Consider the following 21,389-nt stretch of genomic DNA (forward strand, 5'->3'; position numbering starts at 1 on the left):
ATATGGAGGGATTGTTCTTTCACCAAATGAGGGAGGGATCGGATTGCGATATTTTAATTATTTAACAGCCGATGAAGAAAAAGCTTTATTTTATATTCCGCCCACCTCTTTTCATAATCATTCGAACCAAGATATTCTAGCTCATTCTATTGGTGCCGCACTTTATATGCCTGCTACACGTCCTACCTTTGCGGAAGATATTGCTTTTGGCAAAATTGAAGGGCTTGTCTCCGTCGTTCTTGATTTGGAAGATGCCGTAGGGGAGAACGAGGTGCATGACGCTGAAGAATCGTTAGTGAGTCAAATGAACAAATTGGCTGCATTAGTTGAAGTAGGTATTCTGAGCGCGGACAACCTCCCCTTATTATTTGTTCGAGTGAGAAGTGAGAATCAATTGAATTATTTGATTGAGCGTTTGGAAGAGAATGTCACACTGCTAACCGGTTTTGTATTTCCTAAGTTTACGATGGCGAATGGCGAGGCCTACTTTCATATTTTAGAAACTTATAATGATGAGAAACCAGTGTCTGCCCCTAAGTTGTACGGTCTTCCTATTCTGGAATCCGGCGCAATTATTTATAAAGAAAGTCGTTTTCAAACGCTGCAAGGGATTAAAGATATTTTGACCAAATACAAAGATCTCGTTCTGAATGTTCGGATAGGCGCTACCGATTTCTCCAGTTTGTTTGGCTTGAGACGCAGTTCGGAAATGACCATCTATGACATTACGCCGATTCGTGATTGTGTAGCTGATATTATAAATATATTCGGGCGTGTGGACGCTTCGTTCGTGATCTCTGGTCCTGTATGGGAATATTTCCCTCAGAAGGGGCTAATTCGGGAAGTGATCATGGATAAAGAAAACGGGCTGATTGGCAAAACCATTATTCATCCAACACATATCAAACCTGTGCAGTCGCTGTATGCCGTAACGCATGAGGAGTATGCGGATGCGACAAGCATTATTTCCAATAATAATGGCGATCATGGTGTGATCAAGAGCGCATATGCGAATAAAATGAATGAAATTAAACCTCATTTAAGCTGGGCTAGACGGATTCTTTTACGATCACACATTTATGGGGTGCTGCATGAACAACAACAATATTTCGGATTATTGTCCAAACAAGATCGGGCGTACGTATAGCATTGCCGGAGATTTAGAACTTCAAGTGAACGTGACTTCAAACCCCTATGATATTCCTCTCGATCAATTGTTTGCAATGGCGGCAAGAATCAATAAGAAACGCTCGTTTCTATTTGTCAGTAAGGTGCTCGGCAAACATATTCCTGTTCAACCGTATGTTTCTTTGTTAAGTGGAGTTTCGCTGGCTCTCATGCTGCAGCAGACTCTTCATGGTGAAGTGGCGGAAGATTTGCTGCCGCTTGCGATTCAAGGTATGACGGAGCCACTTCAAGCAGAAGCCGCATATAAAGAAATCATGTCCCATCGATTATCCCTGCCTCAATCTGTAGCTTTTATTGGTTTCGCCGAAACGGCTACAGCGATAGGACATGCTGTCTTTCAGACTTTTGGACATAACGGAAGTTATATCCATACAACGCGTGAGGTGATTGATGGATTACCTTCCATCATCAGCTTCAGCGAGGAGCATTCCCATGCGGTTGCACATTACTGCTATGCGCTGGACGCTAATCTGCTAACCGAAGCTGATCTGGTAGTCCTTGTGGACGACGAAATAACCACGGGCAAAACGTCCTTGAATATTATCAGAGATATGCAGGGGAAATTTCCTAAGAAGGCTTATTATGTTCTGGCGCTGCTGGATTGGCGCACAGAGAAGGATCAGGAGCAATTCCGGAAGCTGGAGTTGGAACTGGACATTTCGATTCACGTTATCTCTCTGATCAAAGGTGAGGTAGAGGTTCGAGGTTCATCCGAAAGTATCCCACGGCAGGATCATACTCGTCTGCAAGCAGCAAACCAAAGCGATTGCATTGATTTTATTTATGTGGATCAGCTTTTTAGACATGTTCCGCCTGCTGCGAATGAGCGCCCTTATTTGCGCGATAGCGGCCGTTTCGGTCTTACACCAGAGGACTGCCAACAATCCGATCAAGCAGTCACACAAGCTGCTGAACTGTTGAAGCAGTCTCGGATAGGCACCGCAACATTGTGCGTTGGAACCGGCGAATTTATGTATCTGCCAATGCGAATTGCCGCTGAGATGGGCGAAGGTGTTGTCTACCAATCGACGACGAGAAGTCCGATCCATTGTATTGATCGAGAAGACTACGCGGTTCAAGTAGGCTATCCGTACCCAGCTCCGGAAGATCCGGACGTTACGTATTTTCTTTACAATATCAAAGAAGGTCAGTACGATGATCTCTATTTGTTCATGGAAAGAGAAGTGGACCGCGCGGCGATGCAGCCATTGCTTGAGATTCTTCTGACGCGGGGGCTGAAACAGATCCATATTGTGATATTCTCGCCCCAGACGACAGCTTGGAAGGAGCATCCAACATGGCAGACTGGCGTACTCGGCCAATAAACGATCCTGTCCGTTTGGGCAGTTACCCCGCATCCGATGTGATCTTTCTGCTCAAGGATTTGAGCGAGGTGAAGCTGGAGAAGTCGCTTGATGCCAGAGAACGCGCGATTCAGTCGGGAACGCATTATTCAGAAATGCTTCCCGAAGAGAAGCAGCCTACGGCGGCCTATTTGGAACTATATCAAGAGACGCTCAAGCAGTCAGCCGAGAAGGTTGCACTGGCTGTTGGCATAACGGCTGAGCTGATTCTGCATAGAAAGGGGCCTGACACCGTTCTGGTTTCTTTGGCGAGAGCAGGCACACCGGTTGGGATTCTGATTAAGCGCTATGTAGAAGACATTCATCAGCACGTGCTGCCACATTATAGCATTTCAATTATTCGTGGCAAAGGGATAGATGAGAATGCGCTATTTTACATTCTGCAGAAACACCCAGGCGCCAAACTGCAATTCGTCGATGGGTGGACCGGCAAAGGGGCTATTCGCAAGGTGTTGACGGAGGCTTGTCAGAAGCTAGAGCAAGAGCATGGGATCAAGCTGGACGACGAGCTTGCGGTATTGGCGGATCCAGGCCACTGCACGGACATGTTCGGAACGAGGGAGGATTTCTTGATTCCGAGCGCATGCTTGAATTCCACGGTATCCGGCTTAATGAGCCGAACGGTACTCCGTGAGGATCTTATCGGACCGTATGATTTTCATGGATCCAAGTTTTATAAAGATTGGCTGGATCAGGATCTATCGAATCATTTTATTGCTGAAATTGCGCCGCTTTTTGGCGGGATTGTTGAGCAAGCCCAGCGGGGAGCCAATGAATTCCTAGCGAATCCCCCCGAAGTTACCTGGAAGGGTCTGCACGATATCGAGGCAATCCAAAGTGAATATCACATACCAGACATCAATTTGATCAAACCTGGCGTCGGCGAGACGACACGTGTACTGCTTCGCAGAGTTCCGTGGAAAATCCTCGTTGACCGCCTGGATAATCCGAATATCCGCCATATCCGGCTCCTGGCAGAAGCGAGGGATGTGCCGGTGGAAGTATACCCGGGGCTCACGTATTCGTGCTGCGGCATTATCAAATCAGTGAAGGGAGATGCCGAATGATTTTTGCAAGCGACTTGGACCAGACGCTGATTTATTCACAGCCGGCAGAGCGAGCGGAAGAGCTGGGCAGTCGGATTCTTTTGGCCGAGCTGATTGACGGCAAAGCAAGATCGTATATGTCTGCCAGCGCCTTCCAGCGGCTTCAGGCGTTGATGGCGGAGCTGATCTTCGTTCCGGTGACGACAAGAACGATTCAGCAGTACTTGCGCATCCATTTGATTAGTCAAATGGTAAAGCCCCAATACGCCGTGACGAGCAACGGCGGGAATATTGTTGTGGCTGGGCAGCCTGATCCTGATTGGCAGGCAGCCATCGCAGCCCGCGTCAGTGAAACTAGCGTGCATGTTCAGGATGTCCGTACGCTGACGGACAAGGTGTTGAATCCAGCATGGGTCATTGGCTCCACATACTGTGATGATTTTTTCTTTTCCCACATCGTGCATCGGGATAAGATGCCTTTGCAGGAAGTGATGGATATGAGCGCAGAGCTTCACCAGATGGGTTGGAGCACTTCCATTCAGGGAAGGAAGGTTTATGTCGTACCGCATGCCGTGAATAAGCGAGATGCCGTCGCCCACATCAAGCAGCTCCTAGGCGAAGATAAAGTTGTAGCTTCCGGTGATTCGCTGCTGGATCAAGTGTTATTGGACTTCGCTGACTATTCGATCGCGCCTAGACATGGGGAGTTATTCCGGCAGCAACAGCTTGCGCCAACAGGGAATTATACCTTTACCGAGGAGTCCGGTATTTTTGCAACCGATGAAATTTTAAACTACGTACAGTCTGTCACTACAGCTCAATTCGAGATAAAGGAGTCCTCATGAAAAAAGTATGGTTCAACCGTTGGTTTTCCGTTGCTTATCACTATATGAACAGCATTCGCAACAACGAAGATGGCGTGCAATTCAAAATGTATGGCACACATCCGGATCGTTCCCACATGGCGCTGCAAGCAGCTGATTTCGCAGAAACAGAGCCGGTCTTAGGGGATGATGACTATGTGGAATTTGCTTTGAATTTCTGCAAAAAGCATGGTGTTGATGTCTTTATTCCACGCCTGCACATGTACGCTATCGCCAAACATATAGATGCGTTTGAAAGCGTAGGAACGAAAGTGACGGTTTGCCGGGATTTAGAGCTGCTAGAGAATTTGCTAGAGAAGCAGAAATTTTATGAAGCCATCCGGGAGAAGAATATTCTCGCGATTCCGGACTACCGTGTCGTGAACACTGCTGATGAATTCATGTCGGCTTACGAAGTTCTAAGTGGAGCTGGACATCAGGTCTGCATGAAGCCGACGAATGCGGAAGGCGGAATGGGCTTTCGGATCATCAGCAACAAGCGCGACAACTTGAGCGATTTGTTCGGAACAGTGACACCGTATCTGTCTACGGATCAAGCTTATCAAATCTTATCATCTGTGGATCGTTTCGATGATCTTATGGTGATGGAACTGCTGAACGGGTACGAATACAGTATTGACTGTTTGGCTACTGCATCGGGTGAACTGCTGGCCGCTGTGCCCCGTAGAAAAGCAGATGGACGCCTGCGTTTGCTGGAGGAAGTGCCGGAACTTATCGAAATTGCTAATCAAGTCGCCGCTACGTATCGAATTCCGTTCAACTACAACATCCAGGTGAAGTACAACGAAGGTGTTCCCAAGCTGCTTGAAATTAATCCGCGGATGTCCGGCGGCCTGCATGTCACGTGTTTATCCGGGATTAATTTCCCTTATTTAGCGGTTAAATCAATTCTAGGTGGGCATGTGGACGTGCAAAGGCCTAATTACGGCATACTGGCCAGCCATATCGAAAAATACATTATTATGGATCTTGGTGAATAAATAAGGCTGCCCATCATATCTTGAGTATAGATGTTCAAATCTGTCGAAGAAGGTGCAGAGTATGATGGTAGGCAGAATTATCCTATTCGGCATAATCGTCGTTCTCATTGTCATCGCCAGTGCTGAAAAAGCCGAAGTTGTGTCCAAATATATAGATAAATAGACAACTTTGAAACCTGAAAAGGTTTCTTTTTTTTGATCCGATTTGGTAGAATGGAAGATAGGGTTTGCATGCTCAGGAGGGGGATGTACATTGCTCGATTTTAGCTTTGAAATTATTGATGCCTACACAATTAACACCAAAATTTTATACGCCAATGAATGGTTTACTTTCAATATATATGAAAAAGATCAGGTTTGGACGCTTCATCCCTTTGATGGCATGTTGATTCGGAATAAAGATATGTGTCAGCTAGTCATCAACGAACTGCTCAAGAACAAATATTTTCATGTGATGTGCGCCAAGGAAAACATTCTCTTGTCTGAGATTAGAACGACTGTAGATTTGAGTGATCGACCAAGTCCAGCTATGCCGGAGCGCAATCCGCGGGAAGAACGACCTCCCCAGGAGCAAGATGAGCCGGAAGACGTTCAATCTTTTATGGACTATCACAGTCTGGAAGAAATTATGGAGATCGAAAGAGCCATCATTCATAAACGGTTGTCTTTTTACAAACGGATGCTAGAAGTTATGTTTATGCAAGGAGCCGGACCTGCAGATAAGGAATTCATACAGATTCAAGCCATTTTCACGACTTGGAAAGAGGCCTATGAGAAGATGAGCGGGTTCAGTGATCCCGATGAATCTGGTGGAAAGAAAAGATGGTAGCCTTCATCAAAAAGGAGTTTAAACATGCTGCAATTAAACGATAGTCAGCTTGCCGCCTTGTGGAGTCAAGGGGATTCTAAAGCGTTCAATCGTCTTCTAGAGCTTTATAAAGACAAAATATATCGATTAGCCTATCGTATGCTGCGCAATAAATCGGATTCGGAAGATGTTGTGCAAGAGACGTTTCTGCGCGCTTATCTGCATTCTCATCGGTTTGACACTACGAAAAACTTTTCCAGTTGGATTTTCAGTATTGGCAAAAATGTGACGATTGACGTTTTGCGCAAAAAAAAATCCGAGCTGTCCATGGATACGAATCCGAATCCGTTTCAGGATTCCCTTCCTTTTTATGAAAAGCTCACCAGTCAAGAGAAAACGCCAGAACTTCAACTGATCGAGTTGGAAACCGCGGCGCAAGTAGAGCGGATGATTCAAGATTTGCCTGATAAATACAAAAACTTGATTGTATACAAGTATTACTTGGATATGTCGCTGGAGGATATTAGCAAAGAAGTCAATCTGCCTGTATCGACGATCAAAACGAGATTATTCCGCGGCCGGAATTACATCAAACGAAAATGGGGATCCTTATTTTTCTTGGTGCAAAGCCTGACTTCCGTCATAATTTTCTAAAAGCATGAACCCATTATTTGAGGACAGAGGAGTAACGGAATGAGCCTTCCCAAAATTGAAGCACCCAAAATACCTAAAGAATTACCCGAAATTAAGCTGCCGTACGAGGAACTCGAATCCGAGGAAAGCTTTCATACAGGAATAATTAGCGATTGCACGATTGACAATCAATCAGGATACAAAGTCGCTTTCGATAAAATTATTTTTCGCAATGTGACGTTTACGCGCATTTCAATGAAGGAAATTGAACTGACCGATGTCATTTTTGATCGTTGTGATTTATCCAACGTTGATTTTGGAGAAGCTACTATACATCGGACCGAATTCCGTAATTGTAAAATTATCGGGATGGATCTGACGGGTGCCACGATCCGGAATGTGTTGTTCCATGCTTGTTTAGCTGATTATGCCACTTTCCGTATGGCTAATTTCAAGCAAATTAATTTCCAGGATTGCTCGCTGTTAAGCGCCGATTTCTATGAGTCAACGCTGCAAAAAACGCATTTTGAGGTTTGCCAACTGGATCGGGCGCAGTTTACTGGAACGAAGCTTTCAGGCATTGATATCAGCAGTTGCGAGTTCACGAGTCTCGGTGTGAGTATTGATGACTTGCGCGGTTGTATTATTTCCAGAGGACAAGCTTCCGTGTTTGCAAATTTGTTTGGACTCGTATTGAAGGAATAACGGGATATGAAATGAGGACGTAACGGTGAAATTTGGTTTTGATATTGATGATACACTCATCAACCTGAGGGAACATGCTTTTCATATTTACAATGATAGATTGCAGCAAAATGTTGGACTCGATGTATTTCACGCCTTGCCTTCGATGGAAATCCACAGCGCCTTCGGTTTGACCAAGGAAGAGGGCGGGAAGCTGTGGTCCAGCCTCCGGGATGACATTTATTATTCCAAATGTGCGGTATTTCCTCATGCCCGGGAAGTCCTGCATGCTTTAGTCGACCAAGGCCATGAAGTTTATTACATAACGGCCAGAGCTAAGGAGCATACGGATCGAACCCGTGAATGGCTTATTGCCAATGATTTCCCGGTAGCGGACGGCCATTTCTATTGTGGCATGAGCGATTCCGAGAAGGTTCATATTATTGATGAGTTGAAGCTGGACTATTATTTCGACGATAAACCCACTGTCTTGGAGACCTTGTCTCATATGCCTGTGAACGTCTATGTCAAAGACAGATCCTACAATCAGCATCTTCAAATACCGCGGATCACCTCTTGGGATGAACTTCTCGACATTATAAAAACAGAGGCAGGATAGGCGATCCTGCCTCATAGATGGATGATGTCACCTGGCTGTAACGACAGTAAATCACGATAACCTTCCGACTCAAGCTGCTTAAGCAGGATATCCGTATCCCGTTTGGGCGCATGAACCAGCAGTGTAAACTTGCTGTTCATAGCTTGGGTCATTTTGCGTACATCGGGTTTACCCTGATGAATCTTGTATCGTACAACCGCCATGCGACAGCCGCGTTGCGCTTCACTGAGACCCAGCAGCCGCTCGGCCATCGTCCCCTTGGCAACGTGGCCGGTAATCAGGATGCCGCTCCCGGCATGAGTCCGTAGCTTCTCATAGTACCACTGAGATTTAGCTGACTGCATCATGCCATCGTTCGTAAACCATATGGCCGCTCGCCCGGCAGCCATGTCCTGCTCTAGCAGATGTGCACGCTGCTCATCACCGTGCACAATCTCAAAGCTGCTGAGACGCAAAGCATCAGCAAGCACTTGATCCATGCCCGGCTTCAGCCAGCTGGCATGTTCAAGCATGAGCTCCATCGCGTCGATGAGCTCGTGTTCGACCCGGATCGGCGTATCAGGGAACCGCCGCCGCAGAAGCAGCAGCAGTTCCTGCCCTCTGCCGGAAACGGGAACCGGCATAAGCAGCTGCCCGCCTGCTGATAGGATGTTCGCAGCAGCCATATAGAGCTGCTCCAGCTTTTCGGGTTGATGCTCCGCATCTGTGCTGTAAGCGGCATCTACGATGGCCCCATGCAAATGCGCAGGCCCTCGAATTTCACCCTCCGGTGTGTCGGTTTCCAACAGAAATGACTCCTCTGTGTAATCCCCTGAATAGAATAAACGTTTCCCTTCTAATTCTATGAGCAGCCAGATGGACCCTAACATATGACCGCTGCGCCCCCAGCAAATCTGCAGTGCTGGCGACAACGCTGCCCATTGCAGCGGCGGAACTTCATCTTCGATGTAGGCGTATTGGATGGCTGCGAGGTCTTCCTCATCATAAGGAAGCGTCCCGCCTTGCTGACTGACATAGTTTGCCCAGGACGCAAAATACCCTGGCAACTGCATGGCCGTAAGGCTCGTGGTCCACACCTTCCCGGTATAGCCCATTTTATATAGCCAAGGGATCGTGATCGAATGATCTTCATGGGCATGGGAAAGAAAAACGGCGTCCAAACGAGCAATTCGCGTGGGATCCAACAACGGATACTCACCGCATCCTTCTCGTTTCACGCCGCAATCGAGCAAAATGCTCGTATGATCGTTACCGATCCAATAGCAGGAGCGTCCGTGTTCACCGGCGCCGCCCCATACATGTAGTTGCATCATTACGCATTCCACTTTCTGTTCGAATTCATGTTGTTGACAATTAACAGCAAGCCTGTGGTAAGACCGACGGAAACGACGGCCATCGCCATCCCAAGTGACAGTTGTCCCTGTTCAAACTGAGCGAAGATGTAGGTGGCTGACGTCTGCATGGACGGCGGCAGCACCATCAGCGAGGCGACCAGCTCTCTAAGCGAGATGGTGAAGGTCATCATCCAGCCGGCCAGCATACCCGGCAGGAGCAGTGGCAAGACAATACGTCGGAACACGTACCAGGGCTTCCCACCGAAAACTTGCCCGGCTTGCCGCAAGGATTCGTCCAACTGCCCGTTGCGGGCTTTGACGTATTGAACGGTGTACGGCAGGAAGAACACCACGTAAGTGAGGACGACCATGCCGTAGGTATTGTAGATATGGATCGGCATCCATGGCGCGTTCCATACCATGATGAGTCCGACGACCAGGACCATATCAGGCACTGTGTTCGGCAGCAGGCTGAACATATCGGTCATGCGCTGCGGCAACTGCTTGGCGCGGCCGATGCTCAAGGCAAACCAAGTGCCGAGCGCGACGGCTAGGCAGGCGGCGAGCAGGGCGAGCCCCATGCTGTTCGTCAGCGCCTTCATGCTCGGTGAGCCCCATGTCAGAAGCTCGCCATAATGCTGCAGCGTCAGGTTGGTCCAAGCGAGCCCATTGCCCCGGAGCTTCATCAGCGAAGCGGAGACGATGGAGAAATAGGGAATGCCAATGGCTGCACCCAGTAGCAGCACGACATATACCCAAGCAAGCGCCTGCTGCCAGCTGCGATGCCCGACGATTTTCTCACGGGAACCTTTGCCGCCTACAAGGTTATACGAATGCTTGCGGACGACGATAGACTGGATGTACCAAAGTGTAAGGCAAGCCAGAAGGAGAAGGGAGGCCAGCGAAGTGGCTTTGCCGAAATCCACAGGCCAACTGGAGATGGAAGCTTGAATCTCTGTCGTTAACACGAAATAACCAATGCGCCTACCGAAAGTGGCAGGTGTGCCGAACTCGGCCAAGGTTTTCACGAAGATCAGCAAAGCGCCCATCACATAACTTGAAAAAACAAGCGGCAGCATCACACGCCTTACCGTATACATGAAGCTGGCCCCATGCACAGCAGCGGCTTCTTCTTTATTTCCGCCGATTTGTAGAATCGCATTGCGCAGAATCAAGTAAAGAAAGGGAAATAAATGAAGGCTCATGATCGTAATCATGCCGAACAGGCTAAAAAAGTGACTGCTGACCCACTTAGCCCCTGGAAACAGCTGCTCTAGATAACCACGAGGCTGCATGAACAAAATCCAACCCATAGAACCTATGTATGGCGGTGTCATGAAGGGGATGAGCAGCACAATATCAAGCCAGCGGTGTTTACGCAGCGGTGTTTTGGCCATTAGCCAGGCCAGAGGCAGAGCAAGCAGCGTGCATCCTGCAACGACACTGACGCCTAGTATCAAGGAGTGACTGAACACGCCAGTTAAATCTTTTTCCAAAACCGTTCGAATAGGTGCCAGCAAGTCCAGCGTCCCATTGATCCAAATACTTTTGAAAGATACCCATAAAAGAGGAAGGACGACTAGCACAGCCAAAAGCAGCAGTGCCAAGAACGTCCCCATACGTTTGATTCTCATCTGACAGTCATCCCCGTCCGGCGCTTACTTTTTGAACAATTGGGTGAATTTCTGTGTAACGGAAGCCTGGTTGTCATTCATCCAATTCCAGTCTACCTGAATCGTAGGAATATCCTTTGCGCTCATTCTGCCTTGGACTTGCACATCACTGCGACCGGAAAGCAAGTAAGCATCCGTCACCATTTTTTGAGCTTCATCCGAAAGTAAATATTCAATAAAGGCTTTGGAGCTATCAACGTTTTTACTTGTTTTCATAATCATGGCAGGTCTAGGGGAAATAACCGTTCCGCTTGCTGGATAAATCAAATCAATAGGTTCTCCTTTTGCTTTGGAAGCGTAGGTCATATAATCCACACTTGCCATAACAATGCTTTTTGCTCCGGAAATAACAGGATCCATGGCTTCTTGGTTCGCTCCGGCAATGATAGCGCCATTTGCTTTCACTTTACCGAATAAATCCCAAGCAGCGTCACCATTTTTGTTCGTATAGCCTGTCATGAAATCAAGCGCAGAACCGGATTGAGCGGGATCTGGAATATTTACCATGTCTTTCCACTCCGGCTTTGTCAGATCGCTCCACTCTTTCGGAGGATTCGTAACCGTTTTGGTGTTATAAGCAATTCCCAGTGCAGATAGGCTATAGCTAAAATAATTGCCATCCTTATCACTGTAGGCAGGGATTAGCTTATCGGCATTTTTCGCTTCTTTGTAGGGGAGGGTCAATCCACTTTTTGTCATCCCAATCGCGGAAGGGAGGGAGGCTAGTACCACGACGTCAACAACGGGGTTAGCTTTTTCAGCTTCCATGCGGGCAAGAATTTTACCAGTCGTACCTTGGAACATTTCAACTTCTACACCTGTTTTGGCTTGAAAGCCTTTTTGGATTTTGGTAGCTAGATCAGCCGGTCCAGCACTATATACAACAATTTTACCACTAAGCTTTTTAGCCTCTGGTGTTGCTGTAGTCGTGACAGCAGTAGCAGTAGCAGTAGCAGTAGCAGTAGCAGCGGGAGTTGCTGTAGCTGCATTGCCATTCGATGCTGGTTTTGCTGTTCCACAACCGGTCAAGCTTACACCTACCAGAACAGTCATTAGAGCCAAGGAACTAATGTTTAACGATTTTTTCATTGATGTTTTCAATTGCGAGCACCCTCTCTGAGTTAAAATTAAAGTACATGAATCTGATCTGATGAAATATAAAGCTTAACGTGATCTCCTACAACCAGTCGTGATGGATGGTAGGCCATCCAAACATTGCCATTCTCTAAGCGCACAGTAATTTCATAGCGTTCACCGATGTAACTTACCGTTTGAACTTCTCCAGAATAGGTAAGGTCATTCGCTGAACCAGATGTCCATCGGACATGCTCGGGACGAACGAGCCGCTTATCGGCTTCCAACCAATTCGTTTTTCCGATAAAGCGTGCTGTGAAAGCGTGGGTGGGTTTACTGTAAATGATCTCAGGCACATCTTTTTGTAAAATGCGGCCGTTTTGCATGACGACAATCTCGTCGGACATCGACATGGCCTCTGTCTGATCATGAGTGACATAAACGGCCGTAAACCCAATTTGGCGAACCAGTCTCATCAGCTCTACACGCATTTCTTCCCTTAAAAGAGCGTCCAGGGCACTCATAGGCTCATCGAAAAGGACAAGCTGTGGGCGAACAACAATCGCTCTGGCCAAAGCAACACGTTGTTGTTGACCTCCGGAGAGCTGGTGTGGAAACCGCTTCTCCATACCTCGCAATTGGACAAGTTCGATAGCCTCCATAGATCTAGTACGCCAGTTGGTTGTGTCCCCTTTTGCTTTCAAACCGAAAGCCACATTCTCCAGCACCGTTAAGTGCGGCCATAGAGCAAAATCCTGAAAGACCATTCCGAAATCACGCTGATGAACAGGACGGTTGATCCTGCGGGATTTGGAGAACAGGCACAACTCTCCTAAGTGAATGTCTCCCGCATCCGGCGTTTCCAAACCGGCGATGATACGCAGCAAAGTTGTTTTGCCGCATCCAGATGGGCCCAGCAAAGTTGTGAATTTCCCTTTTGTCACAGTCAGCTCGATAGCTTCCAACGCAGGCGACCCACTAAATGTTTTGTTGATACCGCTAAGGTGTAAAGGCATTTTAGGCATCCTTCCGTTCTTAGGAACTCAACTTTAGTTTAGAATCTTATAATCAGCAGAGTGTCAACGCAAAGTAAATAGATTGTTAAGTTTTTGTTTGTAATCTATTCAACCGCATAGATTTTTTCTATAATGATCACGAACGATACCCAAAAGGAGAATCATGCCGATGAACTGGAATTTGATTAAGCTTCAAATCATTGAATTAATAGATAAACATAAACGAATTACAACTGTTGCTGATGAATTGGGGCTGAAACAACCGACCGTATCCTTTCATATGAAAAATATGGAACAAGAGCTGGGCGTCGGACTGTTTTACTCCAAGGCAGGGAAAGTTCATTTAACAGACGCAGGACAATCCTTGAATCATTACGCCAAAAAAATTAACGCACTTGCTCAGGAAGCAGAAAGAGTAGTGAAAGAATTTGATGAGAGGGGAAGCGGACATTTGAAAATAGGGGCCAGCTATGTGCCGGGGACTTATGTTCTGCCAAGCATTCTTAGCGCATTTTCCAAGCGTTATCCGCATATTTCCATTTCACTTACCGTGAGAACCTCCCCTGTTATTCAAGAAATGCTTCTCAATCATGAGATTGATATCGGTGTGATGTCAGCAGAACCATTTCAATGGGCACCTTTAATTGGTGAAACCTTATGTGAAGACGAGCTTGTTTTCTTCTTCAGCCCAGATCATCGTCTGGCTAGGTATGAAACTCTTTATCCCGAATTTCTAAAAGATGTGCCATTCATTCTACATGGTCAAGAATCCACCACGCGCACAATGACATTAAAATGGGCAAAAAATTTGGGGATCGAACTTAGACCTGTCATGGAAATGGATTCACTGGAAGCTATTAAACAAGCTGTGCTTACCGGAGACAGCGTCTCTGTCATTTCTAAGATCGCTATCGCCAAAGAAATAGAGCGTAAAGAGCTGGTCTATCATGTAATTCCGCATAATCCGTTTAAACGCTACATCTATTTCACATACAATGAGGACCGAATACGTTCGTCCTTTTTCGGTAATTTTTTTGATTATCTGCGCGATTCCGTACGGACGTACTGAATTTTTTTACAAAAACTACACGTGCAGCTGATCATCCAAAAACAAATCTCATTTAATCTCAAGTCTGTAGGGAAAACTTTTCCAGATGATGAGGAGATGAATTGATGTTGAAAAAGAATGTGTTGAACATCGTTATGGCTGCCGTAGTAGGAACCACATTAGTAACTGGTATCGGCAGTGCTCCGCAACAAGCGGAAGCTGCCAGCAATATGGTGCCCAATTATGAAGTGAAGCTGCTGCTGGATCCAAGTGTCGTTCTGGGATCAGACTTCAAGCTTACCAGCGGTGTGAAAACAGCTTTTGGTATGCCGGACACGGTGACCAAAATGAACGTCCAGTTCCTGGATACGAATGCCAAAGATATTTATAACAATGGATGGAGCACGCGGATTCGTAAAACAGAAGGTGAAAATGACTTCGAACTCAGCTACAAGAAACGCTATGCAGTGACAGGCAGCGATATTAACGGGGCTTTGACCTTAGCCAATCAAGAAGGTTTCAATTCCGGTGACACCGGATACGAAGCTCAGATTGAGTGGGGGTATCAAAAGAAAACGCTCAGCATAACACGGACCAAAAGCGGCAGCAAATCGGGCTATAGCGGTATGGATTTAACGAACCAAAGCGATTCAAGAAGCCTTCTTATCAATAATGCGCCTGATAAATTTAATAATTGGGTGTCCAGTGGTTGGGGGACAAGCAAACTCTCTTCTTCTCGTATTTATGGGCCTGTTTTGGCCAAACGCTCCATCGGTACCTGGAGTGGTCAGCAGCTTTACATCGAAGTTTGGCCAATACTTAATGCGTCTGGTACAGGCACAGAATATGTTGTAGAAGCCTCCTTCAAAACAAATAGTCAAACAACGGCGTCTACCAAGCATGATGAGCTTATTACCTATTTGCAGAACAAAGGATGGTTCCTGGCTCAAGATTCTCTAAAAACACAACTTATAATGGATCGATATTAGACTATTTTAGGAGATGAGCGAATGTTTCAAGCACTGAACAAAACATCTAAACTGGTTCTGGCAACAACGGCCGCAGCAGTTCTTTTGGCAGGCGGGGTTTTCTCCCCGCAGCAGGCTTCAGCAGCAAACGGCACGCCTAGCTATGAAGTTAAACTCAATCTAGCTCCCGCAATCGTAGCTGATGCCAGTCATAACCTTGTCAGCAGCGTTCGCAGCCAATTCGCTACAGGTTCTTCGGCGAAAAGCTATCGTGTACAGTATATGGATACAGCTGCACGCTCTTTGGATGGTCTGGGATGGAGCGATCGTATTCGCAAAAGAAGCGACCAAAGCACCCATCAGCTGCAGTTCAAAAAGAGATATCCCGTTACAGGCGGGGATATTAATGCTGCTTTGACTACAGCAGCGGGTGATGGCTTAAATAGTTCCGCTGCCGGCTTTGAGTTTCAAGTCGATTGGACATTCAGCAAACAAACCTTGAGTGTACAGTACGAGAAAGATGTCACCGTTTCTGGGTACAGCGGAAGCGGTTTGAATGCGCCGAATCTAGCCACCTCGCGTTCTGTTTCTATCGCCAATGCGCCAAGTAAATTCAGCAATTGGACCAGCACAGGCTGGGGAACATCGCAGTTAAACAATGCAGTTATTTACGGACCTGTCGATTTCAAAAGATATAAAGGCGAATATAAAAACCTAGAACTAGATATCGAGATTTGGACAATACTCAATGCTACAAAAACAGGCACGGAAGACATCGTCGAGGCTTCATTCAAAACAGACAGTCTGAGTGAAGCAACAAGTGTACGTACTGATCTAATAAACTTGCTCCGTTCAAAAGGTTGGCTTGTTGAATCAGACATCCTTAAAACAAGCCTAATCATGGAACGTTATGCGCCAACAGCGTCAACACCAGATACTGTTGCGCCAACAGTCCCGACTAACGTAACAGCAACCCCGACATCCAGCACACAAATCCAAGTGGGGTGGACAGCTTCCTCTGATAATGTGGGCATGTCAGGCTATGACGTTTATCGCAATGGTGTAAAAGTAGGCTCCCCAACTACGATATCTTACAGTGATTCTGGCCTTGCCCCTTCGACAGCTTATAGCTACACAATTGTAGCGAAAGATGCCGCCGGTAACCAATCTTCAGCATCTACAGCTGTAAGTGCTACCACTGCCGCAAGCGGTGGTACAGGAAACGGTACTCTGTACTATAACGTGAATGGAAGCTCCGTTTCGTACATTGAAGCTGAAACGTATACGTCAAAAAATGGAACATTCATAGCTACGGCATGTGCATCCTGCTCAGGTTCCAATTACATGGAAACACCGAATGGTTCAGGTGACAGCGATACGAACTACCTGCGATACGATCTCGAGGTAACCAACGGAGGCTCCTTCTACATCTACTTGCTTTCGCAAAGTCCGGATAGCAGTTCTGACAGCTTTAACATTGCAGTTGATTCCGGCAGCAACAAGCAAGTCACAACAGGCGGTTCCAGCTGGGCATGGAAAAAGCCGAGCAGCACAATTTCACTAGCAACAGGTACACACACGCTGTATATCAAAGTAAGAGAAGACGGTGCACGGGTCGATAAAATCGCCTTAAGCAAAACAAGCAGCACGCCAAGTGGCCTTGGCGGAACCTCGTTGGTCCCTGCTTCTCATTAAAAGCATCCCCATATCTTGAGGTCCAAGCCCTCTAAAAGCTTGGAGCCACCTTTGCTGAAGGTGGTTTTTATCTGCTTATATCAACCCCAACCCCAGGCCGACGCGACTTGACCGCTTCCTCCTCATGTTATGCTTTGTTCTTGCGTGCTATAAGGACTATCCCATCTCCTCAGAAGTGCCTGAACTTAATTAATTAGGTATGGTCTTTTTTTAATGCTAATTAAGAAACGAGGGAATAAACAGAAGAAACAGAAAATGGGGAATGGTGGAAATAAATAAAAAATGGTAAAAAAGTGAAAAAAGCAGTAAACCAAACAGAAGAACGGACAGAAGAACCAAACAGAAGAATGGACAGAAGAACCAAACAGAAGAATGGACAGAAGAACAAACAGAAGAACTAAACAGAAGGATGGACAGAAGAACAAACAGAAGAGCAAACAGAAGATTGGACAGAAGAACAAACAGAAGAACCAAACAGAAGGATGGACAGAAGAACAAACAGAAGAACAAACAGAAGAACAAACAGAAGAACAAACAGAAGAACAAACAGAAGAACAAACAGAAGAACGGACAGAAGAACTGGCAGATGAACAACAGACAGAAGATCAAGCAGTAAAAGAAAAGTAAATAATAATATAAGAACACAAAGTAACGCAGTCAAAAGAACAAACTGGAAGTACAAACAGCAGAACAAATAAACCAAGTTGTTGTTGTTGTTGTTGTTGTTGTTGTTTGCAAAGATAAAGTATGAATTCGTGTTCAAAGTACACGGAGAATACATAGTAAACCTAAGGGAAAACAATGAGATTATAACTTACATATTGTCAGGGATATATGCTGAAACAAAGCTTTACTAAGCGAGGAAATAGGGAAATGTTTTTAGAAAAAAGGCTGAAACGAAGAATAAATTCCTCAAGGTAAAATTGGAGATGAGTGGCGCCAAGACCATGGAAAGTCGTATTAATCCATTGGGAAGCTTGTTTAGCGATTGAAAGTAAGGGGCGGAGTCGCTTGGGAGTATACAGTCCAGTAGTAATTGAAATATTTTGTGCAGATGAGTCAATATGTTGCGTTTGAAAGTTAATAATTGCAGAACGTGTAATGTGTCTAGATGTGGGATTGTCAGGGATAACATGCTTAATTTTGAGGAAGGTGGTAGTTTCTTCTGTGTAGTTAGGAGATGCAGCGATAAGAAGAAGGTGCTCTCTTGGGTGTTTGTAAACGGAGGGATTGAAGGGTCGCCCATAGACGGCTGAGTTAATGCTTATGGAACCAGTCAGTGGACTTTGATTATTTGATTTATGAATCATCGAGCGGATTTTGTGCAAGATTGACCATGCTGTTTTATATGTAACTTGAATGATCTGGGAGAGCTCAACTGCGGTTGTCCCCTTATCTTGACGGGCGAGCAGAAAAAAAGTAACCATCCATTTGCGTAGCTCCGTTCGACTGCCTTCCATCACGGTACCGGAAATAAGGGAAACTTGAAATCGACAATGACAACATTCATATAGTGGAAGTCGACGAGTAGAAGTTACATAAGCATGACGATGAGAACAACGAGGGCATATGAAACCTTGAGGCCACCTAACACTAAAAAGGTAATCGACGCAGCTATTTTCAGTTGTGAATTGATTGTTAAATTGCTCAAGTGACATATTGGAAAAGTCCATGAGAGTCTCCTGGAAATAGGTTTTAGAACAAATGTTCCTATCTCTATTATACCTAATAATTAATCAATTATCAAGATGAAATACTATTTATTTCCAACTAGAAGCGAGCGTGCTGAACTGAGGGATGGGGATAGCGGGTATAGGAGCTTGCGAAGCAACGATAGGATCGAAGCAGGAGCTCATCTGTTTTGGATAGCGAGTATAGGAGCTTGCGAAGCAACGATAGGATCGAAGCAGGAGCTCATCTGTTTTGGATAGCGGGTATAGGAGCTTGCGAAGCAACGATAGGATCAAAGCAGGAGCTCATCCGTTTTGGATAGCGGGTATAGGAGCTTGCGAAGCAACGATAGGATCGAAGCAGGAGCTCATCTGTTTTGGATAGCGGGTATAGGAGCTTGCGAAGCAACGATAGGATCGAAGCAGGAGCTCATCTGTTTTGGATAGCGGGTATAGGAGCTTGCAAAGCAACGATAGGATCGAAGCAGGAGCTCATCCGTTTTGGATAGCGGGTATAAGAGCTTGCGAAGCAACGAAAGGATCGGAAGTAGGAGCTCATCCGCTTTGGATAGTGGGATTAGGAGGTTGTGAAGCGATGATAGGATCGAAGCAGGAGCTCATCGGCTTTGGATTGCCGGGATAGGAGGTTGTGAAGCGACGATAATAAGATGGAAGCAGGAGATCATCTGCCTAGGATAGCAGGCACAGGTAGTCAATGAGGATAGGGAGAGTTCATGGAAAGTGTCCTTCTTTTTCAATTCATGTCCGCATAAGGTAGTACTAATGAAACAACGCGCTAGGGGAGGGAATGAGATGCTGCAAAGGCGACGATGGAGAAGCAGGCCTACAGGGAGAACGAGCCGCAAGAAGGTACTGTTGATTGCTCTTGTCATCTTTGTTTTATTTGGTGTGCAATTTTTTATTTTCGTTGAACGCAATCTTAGGCCGCCATTAATGAATTTGGCCAAAGTGCGGATAAAGCAGATTGCCACACAAGCTATTAATACGGCCATAGCGGACCATGTGGCTGGGAGTACGAATGCCGAGCAGTTGATTGACTGGAAGATGGACAAAAATGGGAAGATTACAGGCTTTATGCTGAATTATAATGAACATATGCGGATTACTTCCGAGACGATTAAAACGGTGCAGGGAGAGCTTGATAATTTACAAAGTATTTCTGAACATATTCCCGTCGGGCAGGCGTTGAACAGTGCTATTCTATCCTCTTTTGGCCCAGATATTCCGATTCGGCTGCTGCCAGTTGGCAGTGTGAAGGTTGATTTGAATACTCGTTCGCAAAATGCAGGCATCAATATGGTGATGTTTGAGGTGTATGTCCGAATTATTGCCGAGGTTTCTGTGATTATTCCGTTTGATTCGGATACTGAAATTGTGGAAACGGAAATTCCGATTTCTTATTCATTAGTGGTTGGCGATGTGCCTACTTATTATTATGACAATAAAGGTAACCCTGTTGGAGGCAATAAAGACTCCGGATTACCCAGTATATCCATTCCCCAGCTACCAAATGCAGGTAAACCAAACACGCCGACGGTTGAACCAGAGGGAGAGACTACCCATTAAGGGCTTAGCTGTTCTTAGTTTTTTAGCTTGCTGAGTTCTTCACGTTCCCATTTACGAAGAGAAGGGTAGGGATCGAAGCTCCACTCTGTGAGTCCATTATCCCGATAAAGTCCAAAGTGAAGATGAGGCGGGAATTTCCCGGACGTCCCTGGTTTGCCATAGCCGGAGCTGCCTACCCAACCGATGGTTTGACCGGGCTTTACGACGTCGTTTTCTTTGATTCCTTTTTGAAATCCGGAAAGGTGGGCGTAGTAATGATAGATATTGCTGGCATCTCGAATGCCTATCCGCCAGCCGCCGTAGGGATTCCAGCCTTTTACTTCAATAATGCCATAACAGGTGCTTCTTACAGGCACCCCATACCTGGCGAATAGGTCGGTTCCTTCATGAGAGCGATGCCCGCCCCATCCACGGTTATCTCCCCATGTACTGCGATAAGAGTAGTCTGCATTCACGGGTAACGGAAAAGCATGCTCTCCGACATCAAGTGTGTTTAATGTGCCAAAAATGGTTGCGAATTGTTTGATGCGCTCAACACTGCGTGAGTTTTGATAATAATTCCAAAGGTTGATTTGTAAATTTTCTTCCTGCATACCGTTTTTGGTCATGAGCTGAGCCATAGCTGCAAGTAGGTCTAGATCGTTGTTTCGGTCTGCGATGCCGTCCCCTGAGCCATCTCGGCCAAAGCCATGAAAGAAGGAAATGCTCTTAGGATTGGTATCTTGCTGATCTGGATTTAATAAGCCAGTCCATTCTGAGTCAGTAAAGTAAATGCTGGTTATTCTTTGATGAACGTTTCTTTTTTTGGCAACATTCATTGTTCGTTCATATTGATCAACAGCTGCAAGGTAAGTCCATGGAATACCGGATACGAGACTTGTTTTCTCGAAAAGTTCTTTTCGCTCCGCGTTAAGGTTCTGAGGTGGTTTAATATCTGCAATGGATGCAGCTTTGATTGAAAGACTCCCGGATTCGGTTGCTGATAGGAGGAGGCTAAGAACAAGAACCCGCGACCAAAACGGTCTGCTTTTCATCTCTATCATCCTTCCTGAAATGTTAGTTCTTAGGATGTGCTCTTCTGGGAATGTTTATCCACTTGATCTTCCGTTAAGTTCTAT

Annotated in this window: 20 protein-coding genes and 1 pseudogene; 14 read left to right on the forward strand and 7 right to left on the reverse strand. The window is 46.0% G+C overall.

The annotated features are described in order from the left end of the window. Positions 1-43: 43 nt before the first annotated feature. The 9 genes from LOZ80_RS00245 to LOZ80_RS00285 all read left to right on the forward strand — a co-directional run bounded on the left by LOZ80_RS00245 (position 44) and on the right by LOZ80_RS00285 (position 8,206). A complete protein-coding gene (locus LOZ80_RS00245) occupies positions 44-1,147 on the forward strand; it encodes an HpcH/HpaI aldolase/citrate lyase family protein (RefSeq protein WP_238169563.1) in 1,104 nt (367 codons plus the stop codon). Continuing rightward, entirely contained in the window at positions 1,092-2,513 is a 1,422-nt protein-coding gene (locus tag LOZ80_RS00250; protein WP_238169564.1) for a phosphoribosyltransferase family protein, read from the forward strand. The genes LOZ80_RS00245 and LOZ80_RS00250 overlap by 56 nt, the downstream gene beginning before the upstream one ends. Further along, complete coding sequence (locus LOZ80_RS00255; RefSeq protein WP_238169565.1) at positions 2,486-3,619, forward strand: cysteine protease StiP family protein; 1,134 nt, start codon at positions 2,486-2,488, stop codon at positions 3,617-3,619. Before LOZ80_RS00250 ends, LOZ80_RS00255 begins: the two co-directional genes overlap by 28 nt. Further along, positions 3,616-4,443, forward strand: a complete 828-nt coding sequence (locus LOZ80_RS00260; RefSeq protein ID WP_238169566.1) for an HAD family hydrolase — start codon at positions 3,616-3,618, stop codon at positions 4,441-4,443. Before LOZ80_RS00255 ends, LOZ80_RS00260 begins: the two co-directional genes overlap by 4 nt. After that, complete coding sequence (locus tag LOZ80_RS00265) at positions 4,440-5,462, forward strand: ATP-grasp domain-containing protein (RefSeq protein WP_238169567.1); 1,023 nt, start codon at positions 4,440-4,442, stop codon at positions 5,460-5,462. Before LOZ80_RS00260 ends, LOZ80_RS00265 begins: the two co-directional genes overlap by 4 nt. 253 nt (positions 5,463-5,715) lie before the next feature. After that, positions 5,716-6,291, forward strand: coding sequence for a hypothetical protein (locus tag LOZ80_RS00270; RefSeq protein WP_238169568.1), 576 nt, complete (start codon positions 5,716-5,718; stop codon positions 6,289-6,291). 24 nt (positions 6,292-6,315) lie between these two features. After that, entirely contained in the window at positions 6,316-6,924 is a 609-nt protein-coding gene (locus LOZ80_RS00275) for a sigma-70 family RNA polymerase sigma factor (protein WP_189011623.1), read from the forward strand. 39 nt (positions 6,925-6,963) lie between these two features. Further along, positions 6,964-7,608 carry a pentapeptide repeat-containing protein gene (locus LOZ80_RS00280; RefSeq protein WP_238169569.1) on the forward strand — a complete coding sequence of 215 codons (645 nt, stop codon included), beginning with the start codon at positions 6,964-6,966 and terminating at the stop codon, positions 7,606-7,608. Between the two features lie 25 nt (positions 7,609-7,633). Continuing rightward, on the forward strand, positions 7,634-8,206 hold the full coding sequence (locus LOZ80_RS00285) for a 5' nucleotidase, NT5C type (protein ID WP_238169570.1): 573 nt from the start codon (positions 7,634-7,636) through the stop codon (positions 8,204-8,206). 11 nt (positions 8,207-8,217) lie between these two features. Here the strand turns inward: LOZ80_RS00285 and LOZ80_RS00290 are convergent, their stop codons facing one another. From LOZ80_RS00290 to LOZ80_RS00305, 4 genes are read right to left on the reverse strand one after another with little or no spacing between them, the layout of a single operon-like run. Continuing rightward, entirely contained in the window at positions 8,218-9,519 is a 1,302-nt protein-coding gene (locus LOZ80_RS00290) for an MBL fold metallo-hydrolase (RefSeq protein WP_238169571.1), read from the reverse strand. After that, positions 9,519-11,174: an ABC transporter permease gene (locus LOZ80_RS00295; RefSeq protein WP_238169572.1), complete on the reverse strand. Its 1,656-nt coding sequence runs from the start codon at positions 11,172-11,174 to the stop codon at positions 9,519-9,521. Before LOZ80_RS00295 ends, LOZ80_RS00290 begins: the two co-directional genes overlap by 1 nt. A gap of 24 nt (positions 11,175-11,198) precedes the next feature. After that, on the reverse strand, positions 11,199-12,302 hold the full coding sequence (locus LOZ80_RS00300) for an ABC transporter substrate-binding protein (RefSeq protein WP_238173235.1): 1,104 nt from the start codon (positions 12,300-12,302) through the stop codon (positions 11,199-11,201). Between the two features lie 38 nt (positions 12,303-12,340). Continuing rightward, complete coding sequence (locus tag LOZ80_RS00305) at positions 12,341-13,303, reverse strand: ABC transporter ATP-binding protein (RefSeq protein WP_238169573.1); 963 nt, start codon at positions 13,301-13,303, stop codon at positions 12,341-12,343. Between the two features lie 169 nt (positions 13,304-13,472). Here LOZ80_RS00305 and LOZ80_RS00310 point away from each other — a divergent pair, with 169 nt between their 5' ends. The 4 genes from LOZ80_RS00310 (at position 13,473) to LOZ80_RS00325 (ending at position 17,641) form a co-directional block, all read left to right on the forward strand. After that, positions 13,473-14,372, forward strand: a complete 900-nt coding sequence (locus LOZ80_RS00310; protein ID WP_238169574.1) for a LysR family transcriptional regulator — start codon at positions 13,473-13,475, stop codon at positions 14,370-14,372. A 104-nt stretch (positions 14,373-14,476) separates the two neighbouring features. Beyond that, positions 14,477-15,340 (forward strand): hypothetical protein, encoded by an 864-nt coding sequence (locus LOZ80_RS00315; RefSeq protein ID WP_238169575.1) that lies wholly within the window; start codon positions 14,477-14,479, stop codon positions 15,338-15,340. Positions 15,341-15,361: 21 nt separating this feature from the next. After that, positions 15,362-17,014 carry a fibronectin type III domain-containing protein gene (locus LOZ80_RS00320; RefSeq protein WP_238169576.1) on the forward strand — a complete coding sequence of 551 codons (1,653 nt, stop codon included), beginning with the start codon at positions 15,362-15,364 and terminating at the stop codon, positions 17,012-17,014. 372 nt (positions 17,015-17,386) lie between these two features. Further along, positions 17,387-17,641 (forward strand): hypothetical protein, encoded by a 255-nt coding sequence (locus tag LOZ80_RS00325; RefSeq protein ID WP_238169577.1) that lies wholly within the window; start codon positions 17,387-17,389, stop codon positions 17,639-17,641. 197 nt (positions 17,642-17,838) lie between these two features. Here LOZ80_RS00325 and LOZ80_RS00330 read toward each other — a convergent pair whose 3' ends face one another. Both LOZ80_RS00330 and LOZ80_RS39345 read right to left on the reverse strand, forming a co-directional pair. Further along, a complete protein-coding gene (locus LOZ80_RS00330; RefSeq protein ID WP_238169578.1) occupies positions 17,839-18,441 on the reverse strand; it encodes a hypothetical protein in 603 nt (200 codons plus the stop codon). A gap of 75 nt (positions 18,442-18,516) precedes the next feature. Continuing rightward, positions 18,517-18,687, reverse strand: a pseudogene (locus LOZ80_RS39345) (transposase); the annotation flags it as partial. A gap of 810 nt (positions 18,688-19,497) precedes the next feature. Between LOZ80_RS39345 and yunB the strand changes: the two are divergent. After that, on the forward strand, positions 19,498-20,271 hold the full coding sequence (gene yunB, locus LOZ80_RS00335; protein ID WP_238169579.1) for a sporulation protein YunB: 774 nt from the start codon (positions 19,498-19,500) through the stop codon (positions 20,269-20,271). A 14-nt stretch (positions 20,272-20,285) separates the two neighbouring features. On the opposite strand, the gene LOZ80_RS00340 is transcribed toward yunB, so the two are convergent. Then, a complete protein-coding gene (locus LOZ80_RS00340; protein WP_443147003.1) occupies positions 20,286-21,305 on the reverse strand; it encodes a M23 family metallopeptidase in 1,020 nt (339 codons plus the stop codon). Positions 21,306-21,389: the final 84 nt, after the last annotated feature.

Origin of the sequence: Paenibacillus sp. HWE-109, assembly GCF_022163125.1 — a bacterium.
In the GTDB taxonomy this organism is placed as follows: domain Bacteria; phylum Bacillota; class Bacilli; order Paenibacillales; family NBRC-103111; genus Paenibacillus_E.